The following is a 21,622-nucleotide window of genomic DNA, read 5'->3' on the forward strand; positions in this document are numbered from 1 at the left end:
ACTATGAAATCTATAACTCGCTCTCTTTCGGAACGAACCGAAAAAAAGACGGGGCATGGCATTATTCGATAGCGGAGGGAACTTATGCGCAGCTTGTACTCAACATGGAATCGAATCAGTCTGGTAAAACGTATCCTGATCGGTCTGGCGATCGGCATCCTGCTCGCTCTGGTGTTCCCGGGCGCCAAATGGATCTCGCTGCTGGGCTCCCTGTTTGTCGGGGCACTCAAAGGCATCGCTCCGATTCTGGTTCTTCTTCTGGTCACGGCCGCTATATCGCGGCATCGCCAGGGTCAACGAACCAATATGAAGTCCATTATTGTGTTGTATCTGACCGGGACGTTCCTGGCGGGACTGACGGCCGTCGCCATCAGCTTCCTGTTTCCGGTCCGATTGTCCCTCGTCGAAGCGACCGAAGGACTTACTCCGCCCCAAGGCATCACGGAGGTCCTCCGGACTCTGCTGCTTAACCTGGTCGACAATCCGGTCAACGCTTTGATTAACGCGAACTATATCGGGATTCTCGCTTGGGCGGTACTGCTCGGCGCGGCGCTCCGCCATTCGCGGGAAGGCGTCAAGGATGTCATCGAAAGCCTGTCCGATGCGCTGACACGTATCGTCGGCTGGATCATCAACCTGGCTCCATTCGGCATTCTGGGCCTGGTGTTCTCTTCGATCACCGAGAACGGTCTGGAATCGCTGGCCGATTACGGTAGGCTGCTCGCCGTACTGATCGGCTGCATGCTGTTTATGGCGCTGGTCGTCAATCCGCTGATCGTGTATGCGACGATCCGCAGCAATCCGTATCCCCTCGTACTCCGCTGTCTGAGAGAGAGCGGAATCACGGCCTTCTTCACCCGCAGCTCCGCCGCCAATATTCCGGTGAATATGAAACTGGCCGAGAAACTGGGACTGGACAAAGAAACCTATTCCGTTTCGATTCCGCTCGGCGCTACGGTCAATATGGCGGGCGCGGCGATCACGATCTCCGTGCTCACGCTTGCCGCGGTGCATACGCTCGGAATTCCCGTCGATTTCGGCACGGCGCTGCTGCTCAGCGTTCTGTCCGCGGTGGCCGCCGCAGGCGCATCGGGCGTCCCCGGGGGATCCCTGCTGCTGATCCCGCTGGCCTGCAGTTTGTTCGGCATCCCGAACGAAATCGCGATTCAGGTCGTCGGCGTCGGCTTTATCATCGGCGTGCTGCAGGACTCCTGCGAAACGGCTCTGAACTCTTCTTCGGACGTGCTCTTTACCGCATCGGCCGACCGGGCGCGCAAGCGCAAAGAAGCGAAACTTCAGACGAACGTGTAATTAGGCAATACGGAAATACGGCCTATCGCCGCCATCTTCTATCCAAACGAACAAATTCCGGCTTTTTTCTGTCGGAATTTGTTCGTTTTTTTGATTTGTTTTTAATAAAAAACCCGCTAGCCGCCTACCAAGTCATATGATAATATGAACAAGGTGCCTGAATACATAAAAAAAGGCAAATTCATCCGGTCTATGTAACCTAATACGGGAGGGTAAAATTCATGTTATTTTGTACGAACTGCGGAAATCCAATCAAAGAAGGCGAAACGCACGTCTGCCCGGCGGCTCCGGCTTCTTCTACGGGGCTTCCATCTTCTTCATCTCCAAGCCCGGCTCCGAATCCGATTCCTTCTTCGGAACCGATCCCTGCGCACACGCCCCCGTCTTCGGCCGGCAGTACCGCCAAAGACTACGGCACCCTGGTCAAAGGCGAATTGTCCAAGTTCGAAAAAGGCACGCTGCTCGGCCTGCTCAAAAATCCGATGTCGGCTCTGCAGCTGCGCGGCGAAACGGATCTGCGCTACGGTCTGATGGGACTCGCCGCTTCGCTGATCGGGTACATGCTCTGGGCCTGGTCCTTCAAGCGCAACCTGCTGCACACGCTGTTCGAAATGTCGGGCGGCGGTTCGAGCTCCGAATGGCGGGACGGCTACAGCGAAATCAGTAAGCAGTTCGCCATTTTGAGTCCGCTGTTCGTCATCGGCCTCGTTTCCCTGATCGCTTTGATCGTCGGAGCCCTGGGGCTCGGCAGTTGGCTCGGCACGAACAAAATATCCGGCAAAGAAGCGTTGGCCAAACTCGGTTCGGTCCAACTGGCAATCGGTGCCGGTTTCCTGGCCTGCGCCCTGATGATGTTCGTCTCGCTCCGTCTGGGACTGCTGCTGCTGATCGTTGCCCTGCTGTCCGCATGGGCGCTCACCCTGCTCGCTTCCGTTCAACTGTTCCGCGTCTCCTCCGAACGGATGCTGCCTATGGTCGCTTTGTTCGCTTTGGTCATGGTGGCCGCGATTGCAATCACGTTCAATCTCCAGGTTCAGGCCGGAATCGAAAATCTGCTGGGATCGACTTTGGGCGACTTCCTGTAACTTTAATTCAAGGAAAGGAATGATCGATCCATGTACTGTCAAAAATGTGGAACCCAAGCCAATCCCGGTTGGAAATTTTGCGAGAAATGCGGAGCGCCGCTCGAAGCGTCCTCCGCTCAAGCCGCTCCGGCCAGCCCTGCGCCTTTTATAAGCGCTTCGGACGAGAGCATGCAGGCTGTGCCCGCCAAGCCGAAGCGTCCCCTGTCCAAAAAGAATAAAATTTGGGCAGGCAGCATCGGCGGAGCCGTACTGCTGCTCGCCGCGGCTTTCCTGATTCTGCGCATGACCTACGGACCGTCCACGCCCGACGAGCTGGCCAAGAAGCTCAATGCGGCCGTCGATGCGCAGGATCCGGCAGCCCTGGCCTCTTACCTGGACGATTCGGATTCACCGCTTCTGGATGAAGAACGCCTCCAGGCTTTCAAGACTTCCCTCGAAGACGAAGACGTACGCAGAACGTACAAAGAAGGCATTTTGAATGCGATCCAGCTGGCGGAGACGACCGAAACCTCCGGGGACGACGGTTCGTTCGGCAGCCGGCTCAGACAGGAACTCGAGAAATCGGATGCCGCTCTCGCGCCTTACTGGATTACTTTTGCCGAAGAACGTTCTTGGCGAGGCAGCCGCTGGAGCGCCCATGTTATTCCGGTCGGTCTCTCCGCCCGAAGCTCCGATTCGGCCGAAGGCGTCACGAGCTCGATCCAGATCGGCAATCTGAAGTCGGACAATGGGCTGCTTGAGAATCTCTGGCCGTCTTCCTATGCTTATACGGGCGCTTTGACCGGTGCTTACGGCAGCCGCGCTTACGACGGATGGGTAGAAGCTTACCAGTACCCGCAGCCTGCCGATGTCGTCTTCGACGTGTCCAAGACAAATGCCCTGACACTGCGTTTCCCTTCCGTCGAGACGAAAGTGACTTTGAACGGTAAGGAAGTAACCGGAACGCCAGGCGAATACTCTACGTTCCGCCCGGTTCCGCAAAAGGTCGAACTGACCGCATCCACCGACGCTTACGGCGCTTCCCTAAGCGGCAAAACGACTGTGGATACCGCGCAGGACACGGATTATGAAATCGCAGGCCTTTTGCAGCAGACCGCTTCGGAGAAAGTGGCCGATCTGGCGTATAAAACGCTGGAGAGTTGGGCCAAAGCCACGAACGCTGGCCGTGCAAATCTGCTGACCGGTTACGATCCGCAGGGAACATTCGCCGAGTATCTGACCTGGGCGATAGAAAATAGTCCGGACAGCCGCTTCGCCTTGAACAAAGTCGTCGTCAACCCGTCCACTATTCGTTTCGAAAAAGACTATCTGACCGCAGATATCAGTTATACCTATGTGGACGCCAATTATTCGGAAGAAGAACAGGATATGGCGTTCCGTCTTGAAATCGCTCCGCAAAGCGGCAAAGAAACCTGGTGGATCACAGGTTACGACTCGGCTTATGTCGAGCAATCGGATGCCGATATCACGCGGGAAAATGCCGAATTCAAAAAAGAAAGCACCGCTTTGTATGCCGCAGCCCAAAAAGCTTCGGAAGAAGCCGCTCTCACGGACGAAGGCAGCGAAGCCGCAGACGCAGCCGCTTCCGGCTCCGCCGCGTTTACGCAGGATGAGGCCCAGTCGTTCATGGTCGATTACCTGAGCGCTTCCGTCGAAGCCATCAATTCCAGGGATTTCAGTTATGCCGCGCCCTATATGGATCCGGACGGTCCGGCTGCCAAAGAGTCGTCGGATTACATTCCGTACCTGGAATCGAAAGGCATTACGGAAAGCTTCGAGAACGCGGTTGTCACCGGCTTCAAAGACAACGGCGATTCGACCTACACCGTGAACACACGGGAATCGTACATCATCTACAACAAGGACATGAAAGGCAAGGCAAGAAGTTATAATTCCGTCTACACGCTGAGCGTGATCGACGGCATGCTCAAAGCCCACAAGCTGGTCAGCACCAAAGAAATCGAATAATCCGAAGTTCGGCACCGCCATCCTTTCCGGCCGCAAGGTCGGTCGATCCAGGCAGCGTGTCCATAACCGGCAAAAGCCTTTCCCCTCCTGCCGAGGGGAAAGGCTTTTTGGTTTCCCGCTTTTTCCGTTGGTTCCGTTGGTTCTGCCCGCAGCGCCGCTTATTCCGACTTCCTACAGCCTAGGCCGGCCTGCAGCGCTTCCCATACCGAACCTTCATGTCCGCAGGATGGACAAAAGGTTCGGCCGTCCAGCGCAGGAATCGCGGCCGCCAACCGAAGTGACCCGCACCGCCGCGCTTCGCGCTCCAGCGTACGCAGTTCCCAGCGGAGGGCGGAATCTGTCGCCGGAAGCACGGCTGACGGGGAAGCGTCCGTCTGTGCTTCCGTTACCGGATCCGATCCGTAGACGACATAGGCTCCGGGCGAATCCTCCTTCGGCCACAGATACCAATCCGCTTCGCAGTTCGGGCAGGTGCCCATGTATTCGTCGCCTTCCGGATAAGCGAACAACAGCCTGGCCGCGGCGCGGTTCCCGGCATAAGCCGCATAGGCGGCCAGAAGATAAACGGAGTCGGCGTCCTCCCCCTCCTGCCGGCTTATCTCCAAATCCGCGGCTGCGAGATCGACTATTCGCCCGTACAATCGGCTTAGTCGCCCAAGTCCGTCCAGGTATCCCTCCGCGATCCGCTGCACGGTATCCGCCGCAAGTTCCGACTGCCGCTCTCTGCGAAACTCCCCGGAAGACGCGATGTCCCTAAGATCGGCTCCCGCTTCTCTCGCCGCTTCCATCCACCCGCAGGTGATGTACAGGTCGGTCAGCGTCTCCCGCTCTTCCGCTTTCTCCGCCAGATTCGCCAGATGGGGCAGCGCAGCGAGAGCAGCGGTATAGATCGTCTCTTGATGCAGCAGCAGTCCGAACAGCTCCTGCCGCAGTTCAGCGTCGTCCTTCGCCGCTTCCATGCGTCCAAGTTCCTCGGCCGCCTCGCCCCCGCCTCCATAAGCCGTAATGAGAAGCCTCCATTCGGGATCGTGCAACTCGAGTCTTGCGATCTGCCTGCCCGCATGTCCAAGGTTCTCGCGCTTCCTCGTCACGGTTACTCCTCCTTTCAGCCGAACATATCGTCATCCAGTATCGTCCCGCGCTCCGGTTCGTCTTCGACAAAACCTGCCATCTGCCGCATTTTGGCTTCGATCGGCCGTTTCGATCCGACCAGAATCCGGTTCATCGGATCGCGCGGATCTTCCTGCGGCAGCGCGAATCCCCTCCTATGGGGAAACACGTCCGCAAGCGTCGCCCAGACCGCTTCGGTATGCACATCGCGCCGTCCCCGGCCGAACATGTTGATCAGAATCGCGCCGTGCTCATCCAGTTTGTCCGCCGCCGTTTGGAAGCATTCCCGCGTAAACAGATGCCACGGCACGCCTTTTTCCGTAAAGGCATCCAGCACGACATAATCCAGCAGGCCGTCCGGTTCCCGCGAGAGCAGATCGCGTCCGTCGCCGACCTCCGCTTGTCCGTCGTATCCGAAATACAGGCGGCTCAGCTGGATAATCTTCCCGCTGATCTCCGCCGTGCGAATCGCCTTGTCCGCAAAATGCCGCGAGATCGTGCCGATCCCGTGCCCAATCACGAACGCCCGCTCAAACGAAGGGTCGTTATGCTCCATCAGATGCACGATCGCGCGCGGGTATTCAAGCACAATCCGCCCCGGGTCGTTCAGATCCAGCGCCCCCTGCGCGTCTCCGTTGGCGAACTCCAGCACGCGGAAGCGGCCTTGTTCCCCATACAACTCTTCCGTCTCGCGGACCGTAATCACGCTTCCCTTGTCTTGTTCGCGGTGCAGCAGCTTCATTCCCGTTACCCTCCTGTTGAATCGCTCGTTGACCTGCCGCAGCCGGCCGTCCATTCTGTCCATTATAGAAAAAAAGCGGCGGTTCGGCAAAACTCCGGGTGTTCGGGCCATTGCCAAATCCGAAGCGGATATGATAAGATACTGAACGAAAGTTCAGTAAACGGAGGTTAGCGGATTTGAATAAAAAACAGCTTCAGAGCGAGCAGACACGCAAACGCATCGCCGAAGCGGCCCGGCATCTTTTTGTGCAAAAAGGGTATAAAGCGACTTCGATCGAAGATATCACCGCCGCGACGGGAAGCAGCAAAGGCAATATTTATTACCATTTCAAAAGCAAAGAAGGTCTGTTCCTCTACCTGCTCGACGAGTGGGATCGGGACTGGTTCGATAAATGGCGGGACAAGCAGCATCTGTACGGCAGCGCCGCCGAGAAAATGCACGGCTTCGCCGAGCTGCTCGTCATCGAAGATCTCAACCATCCGCTGACCCAGGCGGCGGACGAGTTTTTTGGCGGAGAGTTCGAGAGCGACATCATAGAGAAACTGTCCGTCATGACGGCCGACCATCTGCGCTTCAACCAGGAGCTGATCCAGTCGGGCATGGACAGCGGCGAATTCAGAGCCGGCGACGCCAAGCAGCTTGCGATCGTGCTCGAAGGACTCGTCATCGGACTCAGCCGCCTCTCGCGGCGCTCGAATTCGAACATCGATGAAGCGCTGAGTACGTACCGCCTCGCCGTGGATGTTCTGCTGAACGGTCTGGCCAAGGCTCCGCATACCTAGCGCGGCGAGGCTCGGCCGGGCAGCTGCGGCTTGAGTCGACGGATCGGAGTCGGGCGCGCGAGCCTATCGAATCCACCGTTGGCAGCTGCCCGCTTTTTTACAGACCGAACGTTCAGTCTTTCAAATTTTTAACTTGATTACCCCTGCATCACCCACACAATGAATACGGAGGAACCTTTCTCATGTCTTTGATGCTTCGCAACCGGGCCGCCCTGCTGCTGCTCATGTTCAATATTTTCCTCGTCTTTACCGGAATCGGGCTTGTCGTGCCGATCATGCCGACCTACATGAACACCCTCCATATCGGCGGAAGTATCGTGGGACTGCTGGTCGCCACCTTCTCGGTGTCCCAGCTGATCTGCTCGCCTATGGCCGGACGCCTGTCCGACAAATTGGGCCGCAAAAAAGTCATTATCGCCGGTATGCTGATCTTCGCCATATCGGAATTCCTGTTCGGCATGGCGAATGCGCCGTGGCTGCTGTTCGTCTCGCGTATTCTCGGCGGCGTGGGCGCGGCCTTGATTATGCCCGCAGTTATGGCCTACACGGCCGATATCACCTCGGATGAAGAACGCGCCAAAGGCATGGGCTTCATCAACGCCGCGATCACGACCGGCTTTATTATCGGCCCGGGCATCGGCGGATTTCTGGTCGAATTCGGGATTCGCGTTCCGTTCTTCGCCGCCGGTATTGCCGCTCTGATCTCCGGCGTGGTCACCCTGCTGGTGCTTCCCGAGTCGCTTAGTACGGAGCGCCGCGCCGAGATTGCCGCTTCTTCGGCCGGTCCGCGCGACAGCATGCTCAAGCAGCTTCTGACTTCCTACCGGACGCCTTATTTCCTGAGTCTTGTCATCGTGTTCGTCAGCGCTTTCGGACTTGCCAACTACGAGACCGTATTCGGACTGTTCGTCGACCAGAAGTTCGGCTTCACCGCGCGTGACATCGCCATTATCATTACCTTCGGTTCGATTGCCGGGGCAGTGGTCCAGGCCACGGCTTTTGGCTGGCTGCTGAACCGTTTCGGCGAACAGCTCGTTATCTCGCTGTGTCTGGCTGCCGCTTCGCTGTTCGTGCTGCTGACCTTGTTCGTGCATCAGTACTGGCTGATCGTTACCGTGACCTTTATCGTATTCCTGGCAATCGATATCCTACGTCCGGCGATCGGCACGCAGATCTCGCGCAGGGCAGGCGATCAGCAGGGATTCGCCGCCGGATTGAATTCCTCTTACAGCAGTCTCGGCAATATTGCCGGACCGATCGTAGCCGGTACGCTGTTCGATGTGAATATCAATTATCCGTACGCCTCCGCCGCGATCGTGCTCTTCCTCTGCTTCCTGCTCGTCCTGTACGTCGGACGAAGCGACCGCAGACGGGCCGAACGGTTGAGCGGAGTCAAATCGGTCGAGAACGTCTAAGACCCGGCAGCCGGTCAAGACGGATCGCAGGCAGCACCCGGTCCGATTGCGGCGCCGGGTCTGCCATGAATGACGGCGGGCTGCCCCGCTTTTCCAAGCAAAAAGGCTTCCGATCCCCTGCCAACCCGGCGGGGAATCGGAAGCCTTTTGCTATATCGTGCCACCTGGCACCGCCAAACGGCTGCCCAACAAGAATCCCACGGCAATGGAGAAGCCCTCATTCGCCGAGATCTCCTCTGTCGGTGCGCCGATCCATAGGCTCGACGTGCACGCTGACAAAATTAATCTCGTGTTTGTCTTTCATCTCCGCTTCGATCCGGTCGGCAATATCGTGCCCTTCGACCAGGCTGAGATCGCGGGGGACTTCGACGACAACGTCCAATACGGTCTGGCTGCCGTTGACACGCGCTTTGACTTCGCGGACTTCTTCCACGCCGCTCACCGCTTCGATCGTGCCTCGAATCTCGGCCAGTTCGTTCTCGTCGAAGCCGTCGGTAAGGCGGTGCAGCGAATCGCGCAGAATCTCCCAGGCCGTCTTGCAGATGATGAGGCCAACGACAAACGCCGTCACGACATCCAGCCACGGCATGCCGAGCTGCGAACCGAGAATCCCGATCGCCGCTCCGAGACTGACCAGCGCATCCGACAGATTGTCTTTGGACGCCGCCATCAAGGCCTGACTGCCCGTCTTGAGCGACAGGTCCCGGTTATACCGGTAGACGCCGTACATCGCAATCGCGCACACCAAGGCTACGGCGGCCACCCAGGCCTGCGGCGCTTCGCCGCTTCCGGCTGTCAGTGTTCGGGCCGCGCCGAGCAGCACTTCGAATCCGACCAGAACCATGATGACCGACGCAATCAGCGCCGCTACCGTTTCCGCGCGAAAATGGCCGTACGCATGGTCGGCATCCGGCGGCTTGCGCGAAATCTTGAGTCCGATCAGCACCGCAACCGAAGCCACGATATCCGTCAGATTATTTAATCCGTCCGCCTGAAGCGCGCTGGACAGAAACAGATAGCCGATCGACAGCTTGAGTGCGGCCAGAATCAGATAAGCAAAAATACTGACCCAGGCTCCCCGCTCGCCTTCTTTGATTTTCTCGTATACATCTACCATGCGCACAGCCTCCAAACCCGCTTCTCCTGAACCTGTTCCATCATAACAAGCCGGTTTGCAGTGGGTCTAGAGAAACATTATAGCCGCGGGGGAACGTTGTAAGCCCGGTCTAATAGTCTGTTAGCGGCCAAACTTTGTTGACTCTGGGCAACGATGCAAGGAGCGATACCTCGGTTCATCCCAAAAGAAAAACCCCGCATCGGAATGCGGGGTTATAAAGTCGACCACAGAGATGCCGCGCGGGCGGCTTGACGGAGCTTCGCACGAAGCGGAGCCCCGCGGACGAAGGGGATATGCGGCCGCTCTTGAATCCTGCAAGAGGCAGCGGAACGTTACAGCGAAGCGGCCCGGCCGATCTCGGGCAGTTCGGCCAATCCGGCCGGGAACTGCTTGAGCGGCAGATAATGCATGCTGCGGATATAACGCACCGTCCGGCTGCTGGCGCGCATGATGACGGAATGCGTCTCGGCGCGGTCTTTGCCGATCAGACGAACGCCGTCGAGGAACTCGCCGCTTGTCACCCCGGTAGCCGCGAACAGCACATCGCCCGTGCCCGCCATATCCGTCAGCGTCAGGACGCGGGACGGATCTTCGATCCCCATCGAGACGCAGCGCTGCTCTTCAAGCGGTCCGTCCGGCAGCAGACGGCCCTGCATGTCGCCGCCGAGGCAGCGCATGGCTGCGGCGGCCAGCACGCCTTCCGGCGCGCCGCCGGAGCCCAGGTACAAGTCCACGCCGCTGTCCGGCAGCGCGGCCGCGATCGCGCCGGCCACATCGCCGTGGCCGAGCAGCTTGATCCGAACGCCGGCGCCGCGCAGGCGGGCGATCAGATCGGCATGGCGCTCGCGCTCGAGCACCATGACGGTCAAGTCCGACAAAGCGCGGCCGGTATAATGCGCGGCTTTTTGCAGCGTCAGTTCGACCGGATCGTTCAGGCTCAACTTGCCGGCCAGTTCCGGCCCGCAGGCCAGCTTCTCCATGTAAATGTCGGGAGCATGCAGCAGGCTGCCTTTCTCCGCGATAGCGATAACCGACTGCGCGTTGTGCAGCCCTGCGGCCACAACTTCCGTGCCTTCGAGCGGATCGACGGCGACGTCGACGGCGGGGCCGTCTTTGCTGCCGACTTTCTCGCCGATATACAGCATCGGAGCGTCGTCCATTTCACCTTCGCCGATGACGACCGTACCGTCGATGGAGACGGAATCGAACATCGAACGAATCGCGGTCGTGGCCGCACCGTCCGCCGCGTTTTTGTCTCCCCGGCCTACCCACTTTGCCGCCGCCAGCGCACCCAGTTCCGTTACGCGTACAATTTCCAGTGTCAATTCACGTTCCATTTCCTATTCCCTCCAGTCGGTTCGTCGGGCAGCCTTGAGCCGTATCCCGCGTTTAAAAATAGATTCTTCTTTATAAATGTTTATAAATGGCCCAGAATCAGGCTGGCCGTTTCTTCGATCGCTTTGTCCGTGATATCGACAACCAGGCAGCCGAGCCGGGCGTACAGCGCTTCGGCGTACTCCAGCTCTTCCTTGATCCGCTCCAGGCTGTCATACTGCGAACCGACCGGCAGACCCATCGATTTCAGACGCTCGGACCGGATCTTGAGCATCGCTTCCGGCGCAATCGTCAGACCGACCAGTCGCTCCCTCGGCAGCGCAAGCAGCTGCTGCGGCGGCGCGATCTCCGGGACAACGGGATAATTCACGACTTTCCGGCCCCGATGGGCGAGAAAAATACCCAGCGGCGTCTTGGAAGTCCGCGAGATGCCCATCAGCACGAGATCGGCTTCCAGCATCGCGCCGAGATCCCGTCCATCGTCGCTGGCAACCGTAAACTCGATCGCTTCCATCCGGCGGAAATAATTCTCGTCCATTCGGCGCAGCACGCCCGGACGCCGCGTCGGCGGCGCTCCGCTGAAGGTGTCGATAAACGCCTGCATCATGGGCCCCATAATATCGACGATGCGTACGTCCAGCCGGACCGCTTCTTCCCGGATCGTCTCGCGCAGTTCCGGTTGAACCAGCGTATAGGCCACAAAGCCTTTGTGCTCGGCCGCTTCTTCCATCAGCCTGCGCAGCTCGTCCTCATGCCGGACGTTGCCATAGCGCTTGATCGAAACGTCCCGGTGCTCGAACTGGTGAATAACCGCCTGGACGACGGCTTCCGCCGTGTCGCCGACGGAGTCCGAGCAGATTGTAATGAATGGCGCATCCTGTCCCATCGTGTGCATATCCTCCCGTTATCTTGTCATTTCGATGTCGAGGAGAAGCTGAACGATGGCCGTCTTCGTCAGTCGTCCTACGATAGCCGGCCTGCCGCCCGCTTCTTCCGGGTCGGCCTTGATCACCGGCAAACTGTCCACCTCGTGCATAATCATCTTGTGCGCCGCTTCCAGCACCGGTTCATCCGGCGACGTGGTCACGACTTTGGGAATACGGGTCATGACCATGCTCACCGGCATCGAAGCCGAACCCGGATTGCCGAGCGTCACCTTGAGAAAGTCTTTGCGCGAAGCCACGCCCGTCAGCCGGCCTTCCGCGTCACAGATGATGAGTGTCCCCACATCCTGCAAAAAGAGGGTGACGACCGCATCTTGAATGGTCGTCGTCTCCCGGATAATGATCGGGACGGTCTGGATATCCCTGACTTTCGCTTCCCTGATCCGGTCGCCGCCGTCTCCGCCGCCGGCCGCTTTACGGCCCGGAAAATATCCCACTTTCGGCTTGGCGTCGATATACTCCAGCATCACCAGCAGCGACAGATCCGAACGGATCGTCGGACGGGACGACCCCAGATTCTCCGCGATTTGCTCGCCGGTGATCGGGGCCTGCTTTTTGACGATATCTACGATCTTTAGTTGTCTTGCCGTCAATTCAATCACGGCTACCCTCCGCTTTCCTGCTTTCGCTTCGAGAAGCGGCTTCGAACTTTCACTCCCGTTCTTGCGGGAGAATCGAAGCGCCTCTCTGCGTAGTTATATAATGCGACATTAATCATATAAATGAAACATATATGACGTATTATTATCGTATTAATTTTGCTTATACGTTGTGAAAGGTCTTTTTATCCCTCTATTCTAGCTAAATATAACTATAATCTTTCTATTATGACGCCTCTAAAAGATTGGTGGGAACAAAACGAACCGTTCGCACAAAAAAGAGCGCCCGAAGGCGCTCTTTCCATCACTGCCGGTTTCGGATTCCCCGTTCCCCGCAGCCGAATCATTTCTACAGCTTGAACTTCTCGACCGAACGCGCCAACGCCTCGATGCCTTCTTTCGAAGAACGGACGCCGCCCAGCACATCGGAAGCATTGCCTGCGGCCAGACTTGCTTTTTCCGCAATAATACCGGTTCCGCTCGCGCCTTCGCTTGCGGACATGGCGATTTCGTCCGTCGATTTGACCAGACTTTCCATCGACGCGAGCAGCTCTTCCGTGGTGGCGCTGAGATCGGTCGAAGAGGCCTCTGTATCGACGGCTCCTTCGGCGTACTCTTCGGTCGCCCGCAGCATCAGGGCATAATCGTGCTGGACACTCTCGGCAAAAAAGACCAGCAGGCTTTCCGAGTTCGACTTCAGGCTTCCAACCGAATGAAGCACGGCTCCGGTCACTTCCTGGATCTTGTCGGCCGCCTGCTTGGAATCTTCCGCCAGCTTGCGGATTTCCGCCGCTACGACCGCAAATCCGCGCCCGGCTTCGCCCGCTCTTGCCGCTTCGATCGAAGCGTTGAGCGACAGCAGATTGGTCTGGGCCGTAATCTGGAGAATCGACTCGGCCAGCAGGGTGATCTGCTCGACCGCCCGGGACTCTTCCATCGCTTTTTCCAGTTTGACTTTGACTTCTTCATACGAAGAGGTGCCTTCTTGGTACGACTGCTGGAACGTCGCCCTGAGCTCTGCGGCACGGACGCTCAGCTGTTCCGAGGTACGGGCGCCTTCCTGGGCTTTGACCGCAATCGATTCCAGGGCACGTCCGATCTCCGACGAAGTTCCGCTCATGTTCTGCGTCGAGAACGACGTCTGCTCCATCCCTGCCGACAGCTGCTGCGTCGTCGCGGAAATATCCTGCACGCTGTCGTCCAGCTGACTCATCCGCACCGCGACGCCTTCCATCACATGCTCGATGTCGTGGCTTTCCCGCCGTACATCTTCGATGATGCTGCGGAACTGTTTGCGCGCTTCGGCTTCTGCCTGGATCAGCACGGCGAACTCGTCGCCTTCTTCCAGGAAGCGTTCGTAGCTGTTATCGTACTTCAGATCGAGATCCGCCGTCTTGCGGATTAGACCGACGGCAATCCGGGTGCGCAGACGGACATTGCGGATAACCAGAGCGCCTACGGCAGCCGAGACAACCATGGCCGCTGCCAGAACAATCCAGATCGTCCGTTGAATCTGCTGCTGATACGCGGTACTCTCGGCAATGATATCGACACTGTACAGATCCAGAATTTCTTCGATCTGGTTGATATCGTCGCGGGCCGCGTCGAACTGCTCCATCGAGCCTGCCGCACCGTTTGCTTTCCAGGCAGCGAACTGCGTTTTGAAATCGTCGAACAAGGCAAAAGCGGTCTTGCCGGAATCCGGGTGCGTGTAGCCTTCGAACCGCTGCGCATTCGCTTTCATGATCGCTTCCGCTTTAAGGACGCGTTCTTCGGTCTGGGCTACATTTTCGTCGAAGCTCGCCTGCAGATCCGCAGACGGCTCACCGGCGGAGGCCGCCATATTCTGCTGTTCGGTCAGCGCCTGATAGAAGTCGCGGTCCGCATTAAGCAGCCAGGAGATGCTCTCATGCGCTTCGTTGTACAACCGATCGATCAGGCGGTCCGAGAGCTGCGAGACCAGGCTGACCGATAGGGCCGCCAACAAGATGAGCGCAAGCAGAGGAGGGGCAAGAGGCAGGAACATTTTGAAACTGAGCGGCATGTTATTGAATCGCAATCGCTTAAGCATAAGGAACCATCCTTCCGGTAATAAAAAAGATCTTACTCTTCATATCGGCAGATCCCGATAATCCTGAATAAGATCTTTTTCCTTTATCGGCGAATGTCCGTGGTTGGGACTTCTCCGTTACTTGGCCGACCCTCCGTGCGCGTTCCCGGATTTCTTGTGCATCCCCAGCAAATAGTACGCGCCGAGCATAATCAGAATGAATCCCGCGCCGACCGCAAGAGGAATTCGCGTGTCCGTGTTGATGACCATCCCCACCAGCACCAGCAGCAGGAAGACGATGACGAAATAGTTCGCCGCCGGAAAAAAAAGCGACTTGAACGGATGGTCGGCCATCTCGCCCGCATGCTCCTGCCGGAAGCGGAACTGTCCGATCGCCATCGCGAACCACGGAATCATGCCCGGCAGAATGCTTGCGCTGTAGATGTACAGAAACAGCTTGGAGTCCGGCATCAGATAATTCAGCAGGACGCCGATCAGCAGCAGCCCAATCGTCGTCATGATGCTGTTGCGCGGAACGCCGCTGTTGGAGATTTTTCCGAAAAATTTCGGCGCCTGTCCGTTCTCCGCCAGCGTGAACAGCATCCGCCCCGCACTGTAAATGCCGCTGTTGCAGCCGGACATTGCCGCCGTCAATACGACAAAGTTGATAATCCCCGCCGCCGCGACGATGCCGACTTTGGAGAAGGTCAGCACGAAGGGACTTCCCGTCACGCCGACCTCGTTCCACGGATATATAGTGACGATCACGAAGATCGCGCCTACGTAAAACACAAGAATCCGCCAAACGATATTTTTGATCGCACGCTTCAGCGTGACTTTGGGATTCTCCGCTTCGCCTGCCGTGATGCCGATCATCTCGATGCCCTGATAAGCCGCCGTGACGATGCAGAGCGCGAACAGGAACCCTTTTAACCCGCCCGCAAAAAATCCGCCATGCGCATACAGATTCTCGAAGCCGATCGGTACGCCGTCGTTGCCCCAGCCGAAGAAGATCAGGCCTGTGCCGAGAATGAGCATCGCCGCGATCGCCACGACCTTGATCATCGCAAACCAGAATTCGAATTCGCCGTAGAACTTCACCGCCGCCAGGTTCGCCGCCGCAATAATGCCTACGCCGACAAGCGCCGGAATCCACTGCGGAATATCGGGGTACCAATAGCCGAAGTAGATGCCGATCGCCGTCACCTCGGACATGCCAACCGTCACCCACAGGAACCAGTAACTCCAGGCCGTCAGGTAACCCGCGACCGGATGGATATATTTATGCGCGAAAGTAGCGAACGATCCGGTCACCGGTTCGGCAATCAGCATCTCCCCCATGATCCGCATCACCAGAAACATGACCAGTCCCGCCAGCATGTAGGCCAGCAGCACCGAAGGCCCCGCCCACTGGATCGTACTTGAAGAACCCATGAACAGGCCGACCCCGATCGTTCCTCCCAGCGCAATCAGCTCGATATGCCGGGCTTTCAGCCCCCGGCTCAATTGTTTCTCTTCCATTCCTTATGCCCCCATGTCCATTCGCTGTTTCGTTTCGGATCCGGCGTGCGCTTGAGACCTTATGCACTAAAGCTTCGCCGAATCGCACCAGCAAATTCTATGACAGGCTTTTTGAAAAAACAACCGGAAAGATCACGCTGTTTGCCTAGGAATCTTTTGCACGTAGGACGGATGTCCATTGGGAAAAGACAAACCTTCAACCTGTTTCCTGCCAAATCAAATTCCACGCCATAACGTTCAGCCTACCTGTCTTGTTTGAACAGACAAAAATATTTCTGGCGTTCCGCTATCCTTGAGCCTTTTGAGGAGCTGCGAGACCCGGTGAACCGTTTCGACCCGTTCTTCCTCCCGCCCTGCCCAATATATACTTGCCGAACGGAAGTTTGTTGACCGCAAGAACGGTCACGATCGAAGAAATCAGCGCGGCGGCAAACAAGATCGGGATTTCGAAGTAGCCGAGGTCGGCCGTACGGTCCAGCAGTCCGCTGTAGAGCATCAGATAGAAATAATGGATCAGATAGATGCCAAATGAACAGCTGTCGATCAGATCCAGCCACCTGGATCGGATCTTTGCTTTGGAAGCGATGAGAAACAGCAGCAGAATCAGCATAAGGCTGAGCGGCAGCATATCGACTCTTTTGGAACCGAAACCGAGCACATTCAAGGTGTTGACGAACAGCACAGGCGCAGCGGCCAGCAGCGTGCCGATCACGATCCCTCTCTTGTACCGGTCGAGCGCCGCCAGGAAATCGTCATATCGTCTCCCGCAGTAATAAGCCAGGCAAAAGTAGAAAATCCAGCCGAGAAACGGAACCCAATAGCCTCTCTCCCAGACGAACGAGACCAATCGGCCGCCGGAAGGCTGTTCCACGAAGTTAAAGAAAGCCAGATACGCCGCATTGATCACAAAAGCCGCAGCCAGCACGACTTTGGCGGGGATCCGAGACAGGAATTTGGTGAACAGCCGGTGCAGCACATAGAACTGGAAGACGACCAGCACAAACCAACCGTGATAATCGCCCATCAAGTTCAGTACCACGACATACGGAAGACGGCCCGGATCGTCATAATTCGCAAAAATCGCATAAAAAACAGCCATACACGCAAACGGAGTAAGGATCATCAGAATTCTTTTTTTGTAAAAAGCTTTGGGGAAGCGGTCCGGATAGGAGTGGGACAGCAGCAGTTCGGAAATAAAAACAAACGCGGGCGTACCGAAAGCAAGAATACCGGCTGCGGTCAACAAAGCATAATCCAACAGGGGTGAGCCTTCCGTCCATTCGAATCCGATCGTAAACTGTATGGAATGAAGCAAAATGATACTCAGGCAGGCGACTACCCGAACCAGGCCTACTTCTTGTATGTATTCCGTTTTCCTTACGATCATTTCTTCATCTCCCCGTGTCCCATTTTCGTTCCGCCATGCTGCGAGGACAAGCCCTTACCGGTGGACTGGATTCCGGTATCAATCCTAGAAGGAATTGTAAATGCGCGAACCGGGAAGTGTCAATGAAATTTTCAGAAAGCCGGGAAGATTCCACAAAAAAACCGCACAGACTCCGTCTGCGCGGTTCAATGATCGTTATAAAGGATTCTTGTCCTCTCGCGTCAAAGCGAAAAATGCAGCCGCTCCGAGCAGGGCCGTCCCGAATAAGAGAGCCCCCATCGGTACGGGCGTCGTCTCGTCAAGGCCGACAAGCGGCGAGACGAGCGAGCCGATCAGCAGCGGGAACAAGCCGAGCACGGCGCTTGCGCTGCCCGCCCGGTGGCCCTGGCGCGCGATCGCAAGCGTAAATGTACTGGTCGCCGTGATCCCGATCGTAATCATATAGATAAACAGCGGCACGACGATCGTGAACAGAGGTCCCTGAACGATCGTCGCGATCAGCAGCAGCAGCGTGGCGCTCGATGCCGTAATCACGCCGATCCGCAGCAGACTGCGTTCGGAGACGACCCGGCTGAAACGTCCGATAATGAAGCTGCCCGCGATAATCGCGATCCCGTTGATCCCGAACAGGATACTGAATGTCTGCGGCGAGACGCCGTAAATCTCTTGATACACGAACGGCGTGCCCGACACATAAGCGAAGCTGCCTCCGTGAATAAATCCGAGCGTCAGGGCATAGCCCATGAACGAACGGTCTTTCATCAGGCTGCCCATCGTGCGAAGCGAATGGCCGATCGTACTCGGCACCCTTTTCTCCGGCGGCAGCGTCTCCTTGAGCTTGAAGCCGACGGTGAGCAGGATCAGAAAACCGAGCAGGCCCAGCACATAGAAAATGGTGTGCCAGCTTGAGCCCGGCAGCAGCAGCACAACCCCGCCGGCGATCGGCGCAAGCAGCGGCGCGACGGCGTTGATGACCATCAGCAGCGAGAAGAACTGCGTCAGTTCGCGGCCGCTGAATACGTCGCGCACGATAGCCCGGGACAGGACGATCCCCCCCGAAGCGGTCAAGCCCTGCAGGAAACGCGCCGCGATCAGCATCTCGATGCTGGTCGACAGCGCGCACATGACGGACGAAGCGGCGAACAGCAGCAGCGAGATCAGCAGCGGTCCGCGCCGCCCCCGCGCGTCACTGATCGGACCGACGATGATCTGGCCGATCGCAAGGCCGATCAGGCAGGCGGTCAGACTGAGCTGGACGAGCGACGCTTGGGCGCCGAGATCCAGGGCGATGCCGGGAAAGCTCGGCAGGTACATATCGATGTTGAGCGGACCTAGAATGCCAAGCGTGGACAACAGCAGGGCAAGGCCGAGACGTTCGCGGCCCGTGGGGTTTTGCAGCATGAATGTAAGTTCTCCTTTTCCGTGCAGACTATGAATAATCATAGAAGGCATTGTATAAGCACGGAGAAAGGGTGTCAACGACGCATGTCCTTATGGATCGGACGAATCGATTGCGCTTGAGTATTTACCGCTTGCCGTTACCCACGGAACGCCGGCGCAACGCTCGGCTGCTTCAGCCATTCCGACATCGGCATCAAGTGCAGGCCGGATACTTCGGATCCTTCCGCTTGGCTCAGCGTGTCGATATTGGCGCCGATCCAGCGATAGAAATCGGCTACGCCCGCGGCCTGTGCTTCGCCCAGTACCGGCGTCAGCGCCCCCTGGAAATCGTCGAACGCCAGCGAATGGAAGTGGACGGTCTCGCCTGTCAGTTCGCTGAACCGCTCAGCCATCTGATTGCCCGTCAGACCTTCGGCTCCGGCCGCGATCAGCGTCCGGCCCGCAAGTTCCGGATGGTTCAGCGCATGGGCATGATACTGCGCCGCGTCTTCCGAACTGACCCACGCGATCGGCTTGTCGGCCGGAACCGGGTAAGCGAACACGCCGTTCGAGACCAGGCCCGGGATAAGCAGGTTTTCCAGATACAGGGTCGGCTTCACGACGATACACGGAATGCCGCTGGCCTGGGCGGATTCGATCATGCGGCGCTTGAGATCCAGGTTTTCCGCGCTGACCGGTTCGGTCGGCAGGAAACCGTTCGTGTTGATCACGATCAGTTTCGCGCCGCCTGCCTTGGCCGCTTCGATCGAATTCATAAAGTAGGCCGTCAGCTTGGCGGAGTCGAACTCGATCGGCATGTTGATGAACACCTTGTCCGCGCCTTTATTGACCGAAGCGAGAAATTCCGCGTCGCCCAGATCGCCGATCGAAGCTTCGATCCCTTGTTCCCGCAGTGCCGCCGCACTTTTCTCCTGACGCGTGATCGTCCGGACCTTCTTCCCCTGCTTCACGAGCAAACGTGCTACGGCTCCGCCCTGCACACCCGAAGCCCCATACACCAAAATAGTTTCCGTCATTTCATAACCCCTTTTCCAAGTATCGGTTAGGCCGATTTCGAATCTGCCGTTGTACTTATCATAAGAAACAAGTAAACTTTATGTAAGTACGCACTTTGTAGATATTACGTATCCCGCGGGATACCATGGAGGTGATGGGATGGAACTTCGAACGCTTGATTCGTGCAGCAGCTGCCCGGTCGAATTCACGGTCAACCTGATCGGCGGCAAATGGAAGCTGCTGGTCTTGTATCAACTGCTGACGCGCGAAACGGTCCGCTTCAACGAACTGCAGCGCCTGCTCGGTTCGGTCACGCATCGCACGCTGACCCGGCAGCTGCGCGAACTCGAACAAGACGGATTGATCGACCGTACCGTCTATCCGGAGGTCCCGCCCAAAGTCGAATACTCGTTGACGCCAAAAGGAAAAAGCCTGACTTCGATCCTGCTGCACCTGCAGGAATGGGGAATCGAGCACATGGACGAATCCGCGGCCGAATAGGCGAACCCCTCAATAATAGACGCCTCGAAAAGGAGATCTGCAACCGCATGGGAATCATTCTGGACATGATCAAAGACAAAGTCGAATGCCTGCAAACCTACGACTTCCGCGAGCTCGAACGTGCAATCGACGAACGCATCGAGATCAACAAAGGACTGCTGCTTCGGGTGAAGCACGTCCAGCACCAAGTCACATTCGACCCGATCCGCAACAAGATGCTGTACAGCGCGGTCGTGCATTTTGCGGTGAGTTAAGTAGTCAGAGTCTGTGAATTTATACAATCAAAAGCCCGGACTCCATAACAGTGCAGCCGGGCTTTTAAACAGTTGGATAAACTTTTATTTTTATAATTCATTTTGCACAAGCCAATATCGGAGCTTCTTAGCCGATGTTTTTCCACTTGGAGCATCGCGCAGAACTTCGAAGCGATATTCTGAAACACTTATCATGGCTTGGCATACAGAGGGCATACTGTTTTGAAGACTCAAAGCCCGATGAATATCACCGGATACTAGATCGAGATGCAGCTCCCCGTTTTCTCCAGCAATACGAAGTTGTTCTCTAATATATGCCCTTGCTCGCTCTGCCGGACCTGATGCATAAGAGGAGTCTTTGACAATAACATCAGTCGATTCGTCCGTTTTGTGAAACGGCTCATTTCCAGTCAATAAGCCGCTGCGTTGTACGGGTATAAGCAGCATTTTTAATTGAATACCCGACTCTTCTTCGCCCTTATAATCATTCCATTTCAAAGAGTAATTTCCATATAAAACGATCGGTTCTGTTCTCCCTTTCATTGTACCGGCTCCGGTACTCTGACTCCATTTCATTACGCCCGTCAATACTTTACCTTCATGCAAACGAAATTGAGCATCTGCTGTAGACTTATTAATCACGGGTTCACGATAATACGCCGCATCATTAGTCAGAAAAATTATAATTCCTTCATCGATATGTTCCGACTTAGCCATCTGTTCAAGTCTCTGTAGATCTTTAGCTACATCATAACGACCTATGTCATGTGCCCCCTGATTTAACAAAGAAAATGTTTCACCCTCATGGATATACTTTGACCCACGTATTTTGTATTTCAATTCAATTCCATAAATGAAACCTTGAACATTCAACCAGATATCCAGGTAACTCTTTTTTCCAGAATAAAGATCTAATCTTTTTTCCAGACGAATAGTGCAGGCATAAAGCTCTTTAATCTCCCAAGCCAGGGCATGTTGAAAATCGGCTTCGTTATGAAAAATTGGTCGTTTTCGCGCCAGAGAAGCGAGCACAGCCTCGATATCAAAAACAATTTTATCTTTACTTTCATTTTGCATGGTAAAGATTCCTCCAACGTTTTTTAC

Annotated in this window: 19 protein-coding genes; 7 read left to right on the forward strand and 12 right to left on the reverse strand. The window is 56.5% G+C overall.

Annotated elements, in window-relative coordinates:
- Positions 1-84 precede the first annotated feature (84 nt).
- The 3 genes from sstT (at position 85) to HRQ60_RS11105 (ending at position 4,364) form a co-directional block, all read left to right on the forward strand.
- Complete coding sequence (gene sstT, locus HRQ60_RS11095; protein WP_172195871.1) at positions 85-1,311, forward strand: serine/threonine transporter SstT; 1,227 nt, start codon at positions 85-87, stop codon at positions 1,309-1,311.
- 221 nt (positions 1,312-1,532) lie between these two features.
- Positions 1,533-2,396 (forward strand): hypothetical protein, encoded by an 864-nt coding sequence (locus tag HRQ60_RS11100; RefSeq protein ID WP_172195872.1) that lies wholly within the window; start codon positions 1,533-1,535, stop codon positions 2,394-2,396.
- Positions 2,397-2,426: 30 nt separating this feature from the next.
- Complete coding sequence (locus HRQ60_RS11105; RefSeq protein WP_172195873.1) at positions 2,427-4,364, forward strand: TcaA NTF2-like domain-containing protein; 1,938 nt, start codon at positions 2,427-2,429, stop codon at positions 4,362-4,364.
- 158 nt (positions 4,365-4,522) lie between these two features.
- Here HRQ60_RS11105 and HRQ60_RS11110 read toward each other — a convergent pair whose 3' ends face one another.
- Positions 4,523-5,455: a hypothetical protein gene (locus HRQ60_RS11110; RefSeq protein WP_172195874.1), complete on the reverse strand. Its 933-nt coding sequence runs from the start codon at positions 5,453-5,455 to the stop codon at positions 4,523-4,525.
- A 14-nt stretch (positions 5,456-5,469) separates the two neighbouring features.
- A complete protein-coding gene (locus HRQ60_RS11115; protein ID WP_172195875.1) occupies positions 5,470-6,216 on the reverse strand; it encodes a spermidine synthase in 747 nt (248 codons plus the stop codon).
- A gap of 176 nt (positions 6,217-6,392) precedes the next feature.
- Between HRQ60_RS11115 and HRQ60_RS11120 the strand changes: the two genes are divergently transcribed.
- Positions 6,393-6,998 (forward strand): TetR/AcrR family transcriptional regulator, encoded by a 606-nt coding sequence (locus HRQ60_RS11120; protein WP_172195876.1) that lies wholly within the window; start codon positions 6,393-6,395, stop codon positions 6,996-6,998.
- A 182-nt stretch (positions 6,999-7,180) separates the two neighbouring features.
- Entirely contained in the window at positions 7,181-8,413 is a 1,233-nt protein-coding gene (locus tag HRQ60_RS11125; RefSeq protein ID WP_172195877.1) for an MFS transporter, read from the forward strand.
- 217 nt (positions 8,414-8,630) lie between these two features.
- Here the strand turns inward: HRQ60_RS11125 and HRQ60_RS11130 are convergent, their stop codons facing one another.
- From HRQ60_RS11130 to HRQ60_RS11170, 9 genes are all read right to left on the reverse strand, one after another.
- Positions 8,631-9,530, reverse strand: a complete 900-nt coding sequence (locus tag HRQ60_RS11130) for a cation diffusion facilitator family transporter (protein ID WP_172195878.1) — start codon at positions 9,528-9,530, stop codon at positions 8,631-8,633.
- A gap of 332 nt (positions 9,531-9,862) precedes the next feature.
- Positions 9,863-10,867, reverse strand: a complete 1,005-nt coding sequence (gene glpX, locus HRQ60_RS11135; protein ID WP_172195879.1) for a class II fructose-bisphosphatase — start codon at positions 10,865-10,867, stop codon at positions 9,863-9,865.
- 80 nt (positions 10,868-10,947) lie between these two features.
- On the reverse strand, positions 10,948-11,751 hold the full coding sequence (locus HRQ60_RS11140; RefSeq protein WP_172195880.1) for a pyruvate, water dikinase regulatory protein: 804 nt from the start codon (positions 11,749-11,751) through the stop codon (positions 10,948-10,950).
- Positions 11,752-11,769: 18 nt separating this feature from the next.
- Entirely contained in the window at positions 11,770-12,411 is a 642-nt protein-coding gene (locus HRQ60_RS11145) for a CBS domain-containing protein (RefSeq protein ID WP_172195881.1), read from the reverse strand.
- 346 nt (positions 12,412-12,757) lie between these two features.
- Positions 12,758-14,479: a methyl-accepting chemotaxis protein gene (locus tag HRQ60_RS11150; RefSeq protein WP_172195882.1), complete on the reverse strand. Its 1,722-nt coding sequence runs from the start codon at positions 14,477-14,479 to the stop codon at positions 12,758-12,760.
- Positions 14,480-14,596: 117 nt separating this feature from the next.
- Positions 14,597-15,979, reverse strand: a complete 1,383-nt coding sequence (locus HRQ60_RS11155) for an amino acid permease (protein WP_172195883.1) — start codon at positions 15,977-15,979, stop codon at positions 14,597-14,599.
- A 286-nt stretch (positions 15,980-16,265) separates the two neighbouring features.
- Positions 16,266-17,366, reverse strand: a complete 1,101-nt coding sequence (locus tag HRQ60_RS11160) for an acyltransferase family protein (RefSeq protein WP_172195884.1) — start codon at positions 17,364-17,366, stop codon at positions 16,266-16,268.
- 195 nt (positions 17,367-17,561) lie between these two features.
- Positions 17,562-18,767: a Bcr/CflA family efflux MFS transporter gene (locus HRQ60_RS11165; protein WP_172195885.1), complete on the reverse strand. Its 1,206-nt coding sequence runs from the start codon at positions 18,765-18,767 to the stop codon at positions 17,562-17,564.
- A 137-nt stretch (positions 18,768-18,904) separates the two neighbouring features.
- Positions 18,905-19,783 carry an SDR family oxidoreductase gene (locus HRQ60_RS11170; RefSeq protein WP_172195886.1) on the reverse strand — a complete coding sequence of 293 codons (879 nt, stop codon included), beginning with the start codon at positions 19,781-19,783 and terminating at the stop codon, positions 18,905-18,907.
- A 139-nt stretch (positions 19,784-19,922) separates the two neighbouring features.
- Here HRQ60_RS11170 and HRQ60_RS11175 point away from each other — a divergent pair, with 139 nt between their 5' ends.
- Positions 19,923-20,264, forward strand: coding sequence for a winged helix-turn-helix transcriptional regulator (locus HRQ60_RS11175; protein ID WP_172195887.1), 342 nt, complete (start codon positions 19,923-19,925; stop codon positions 20,262-20,264).
- Positions 20,265-20,311: 47 nt separating this feature from the next.
- Complete coding sequence (locus HRQ60_RS11180) at positions 20,312-20,518, forward strand: DUF2536 family protein (RefSeq protein WP_172195888.1); 207 nt, start codon at positions 20,312-20,314, stop codon at positions 20,516-20,518.
- A gap of 90 nt (positions 20,519-20,608) precedes the next feature.
- Here the strand turns inward: HRQ60_RS11180 and HRQ60_RS11185 are convergent, their stop codons facing one another.
- Complete coding sequence (locus tag HRQ60_RS11185) at positions 20,609-21,595, reverse strand: hypothetical protein (RefSeq protein WP_172195889.1); 987 nt, start codon at positions 21,593-21,595, stop codon at positions 20,609-20,611.
- Positions 21,596-21,622: the final 27 nt, after the last annotated feature.

Origin of the sequence: Saccharibacillus qingshengii, from assembly GCF_013185195.1 — a bacterium.
Taxonomy (GTDB): Bacteria; Bacillota; Bacilli; order Paenibacillales; family Paenibacillaceae; genus Saccharibacillus; species Saccharibacillus qingshengii.